Here is a 2,649-nt window from a genome sequence, read left to right on the forward strand (position 1 = left end):
AGCTGCTGGATGCCTTCGGCCCGGAAATCCAGGAGCAGGCCCCTGCCTGCGAGCCGGAAAGCACCCTGCTGGATCCCCTCACCCGCAAGGAAATCCGGGTGCTGCAGCTGCTGTGCGAGGGCTATTCCAACAGTGCCTGGCGGAGAAACTCTTCGTCTCGGACAGCACCGTGCGAACGCATCTACGCAACATCAACTCCAAGAACTCCAAGCTGAACGCCAGCAGCCGGACTCAGGCTGTGGCTATCGCCCGGCGCTTGGGGATCGTCTGAGGTTGTTCATTTGTCTTATTCCGAAAAGTACCCTTGCATCGTCTTGCGGATCACGTGCTTCTGGATCTTGCCGGTACCGGTGCGTGGGAACTGGTCCACTACCACAATGGCCTTGGGCACCTTGAAACCCGCCAGATGCTCCCGGCAGTAGTCGATCAGCTCCTCCTCGGTGATGTCTTCGTTGGGCATCAGGATGACATTGGCGGTGATGGCCTCGCCCCAGTGCTCGTGGGGAAGCCCGACGACCGCCGCTTCCGCCACCTTGGGATGGCCGATCAAGCAGCGCTCCACTTCCAGGGACGCCACGTTCTCGCCGCCGGTCTTGATTACATCCTTCTTGCGGTCGGTGAACCATATGGCGCCGTCCTCATCGAGGGAGGCGATGTCGCCGCTGTGGAACCAGCCGTACTGGAAGGCCTCTTGCGTCTTGTCGGGCTGGTTCAGATACTCGATCATCGCCTGTGGCCCGCGATAGACGATTTCGCCGGTTTCGCCAGGTGGCAGCAGGCGACCCTGGTCATCCATGATGGCGACCCGGGTCATGGGGGTGGCGGTGCCCCAGGAACCGGCCTTGCTCCACTGGTGTTCCGGCCGGATCAGGCAGGTGGTCGGGGTGAACTCGGTCTGGCCGGAGCCCAGAATCACGTCGGCATTGGGAAAGGCGTCATGGATGGCCTGGAGCTTGGATTTTGCCATCGGCGCCATGGCGTAGAGGGCGCGTTTCACGGATGAAAAATCCCGTTTGCTCGCTTCCGGATCCGTCAGTATCTCGTTGAACATCATGGGCAGGAAAACCAGCAGATAGACCTGGTATGCCTCGATCAGCCGGGCGCATTCACGGGCATCGAAGCCCTTGGTCATCACCAGCTTGCCCCCCATCATGAACGTCGGCAGCGCCAGGCAGTTAACGGCGGTGCAGTGAAACAGGGGGAGCTGGCACAGCGTGGCGACCTCGGCTGGCAACCGATTGGCGATAATATTGGCCATCGCGGTGATGGTCACCGCCAGGTGACTGGTCATGACACCCTTGGGGTTGGCCGTGGTTCCGGAGGTGTAGAGCAACTGGACCGGATCGCGGTCGTCCACGACCACTTCAACCGCTGCGCTGTCCCCCTTGTCGATCAGCTCCTGCACAGGTTGCCAGGTGTGGCCGCCGGCGGTATGGGCGGCGCTTCCCGTCCAGTACAGAAACTCAAGATCGGGCAGCTGGTCCGGCAGTGTCTGGCCAATCTTGGCCAGGGCTTCTTCAACGATCAGGACGCGAGTGTGGCAGTCCTTCAGGCAATAGGCGATCTCATCGGGCTTCAGCCCCAGATTCACCGGCGCAAATACCAGGTTGGCTTTGGCGCAGGCCATGTAGCTCACCATCAGCTCGATGCCGTTACGGGCCAGGATACCGACCGGCTCGCCGGCCTTCAGGCCCAGCCCCAGCAGGCTGTTGGCCATACGATTGGCCTGGTCCTCGAAGGCCCTGTAGGTGAGGGTGTGGCCGTCATCCACCAGGGCGACGTTGTGCGGATAAAGGTCCGCTGTCCGGGTCAGGATATCGCCCGCGCATACCCTGTCGATCATGTTCATTAGGGGATCGGTCAGATGCTGTGCTTGCCTGGCCATTGCAGCCTCCGCTGTGTCAGGTTCATTGTTGTTGTCAGCATGAATCTAGTGCATGGGAGGGCTTTGAGCAAGCGATTGGTTTGAGATGTGGGGGGAGGCATCCGGGCGAGTACCCGGTGGGTGCCGTGGTAGCCGGTAACACCGGGACTGCTATAGAATGCAGCCGTTTTTAAAGCGCTTCCCAACCCAGTCGAGAGAGCCGGAACCTTGGAATTCAGCGAAGAGATCCGTAACGAACTGATAGCCGATGGCAGGATCACCGATCCGAAAAGTGCCCGCGGCGCGGTGCTGAATACGGCTGCCAGCCTGTTCCGGCGTAAGGGGTATCTGCAAACCAAAGTGCGGGATATCGGACGCGAAGCCGGTATTCTGCCGGGCAGCATCTTTCACCATTACCGCAGCAAGGATGAAATCTTGCGTACGGTGATGGAGGAGAGCGTCATCCTCAATCTGGCCCGCCTCAAGCGGGCACTGCAAGCCCGTCCCGGCCTCGAAGAGCGCTTGCGGACCCTGATCTCCGTTGAGCTGTATGCCATGAATGGCGAGACTAGCGAAGCCTGGAGCGTCATGGTGGACGAGTGGCGCAACCTCTCGGACGAGGGCAAGGCCACCATTCTGCGCTTGCGTGAAGAGTACGAGGGAATCTGGCTGGGGGCCTTGCGCGAGGCCCATGAAGCCGGGCTTGTCAGCATGGAGCCGGACATCCTGCGCAAGTTGCTGGCGGGTTCCGTCCACTGGACGCCCACCTGGTTTCGCCATGGGGG

General features: G+C 61.0%; 4 protein-coding genes. 3 read left to right on the forward strand and 1 reads right to left on the reverse strand.

Features of this window, described 5'->3' with window-relative positions; all coding sequences use genetic code 11:
- Together NA637_RS24515 and NA637_RS25790 are read left to right on the forward strand one after the other, a co-directional pair.
- On the forward strand, window positions 1-215 hold a 215-nt coding region (locus NA637_RS24515; RefSeq protein WP_256075131.1), incomplete at its 5' end, for a hypothetical protein.
- Window positions 170-271: a hypothetical protein gene (locus tag NA637_RS25790; RefSeq protein WP_423836764.1), complete on the forward strand. Its 102-nt coding sequence runs from the start codon at window positions 170-172 to the stop codon at window positions 269-271. The genes NA637_RS24515 and NA637_RS25790, both read left to right, overlap by 46 nt.
- 15 nt (window positions 272-286) lie before the next feature.
- Here NA637_RS25790 and NA637_RS24520 read toward each other — a convergent pair whose 3' ends face one another.
- Window positions 287-1,885: an AMP-binding protein gene (locus tag NA637_RS24520; protein WP_256075132.1), complete on the reverse strand. Its 1,599-nt coding sequence runs from the start codon at window positions 1,883-1,885 to the stop codon at window positions 287-289.
- Between the two features lie 207 nt (window positions 1,886-2,092).
- Here NA637_RS24520 and NA637_RS24525 point away from each other — a divergent pair.
- The coding region (locus NA637_RS24525; RefSeq protein ID WP_256075134.1) for a TetR/AcrR family transcriptional regulator at window positions 2,093-2,649 on the forward strand (557 nt) is incomplete at its 3' end.

The organism is Stutzerimonas stutzeri (genome assembly GCF_024448935.1).
GTDB lineage: Bacteria > Pseudomonadota > Gammaproteobacteria > Pseudomonadales > Pseudomonadaceae > Stutzerimonas > Stutzerimonas stutzeri_AO.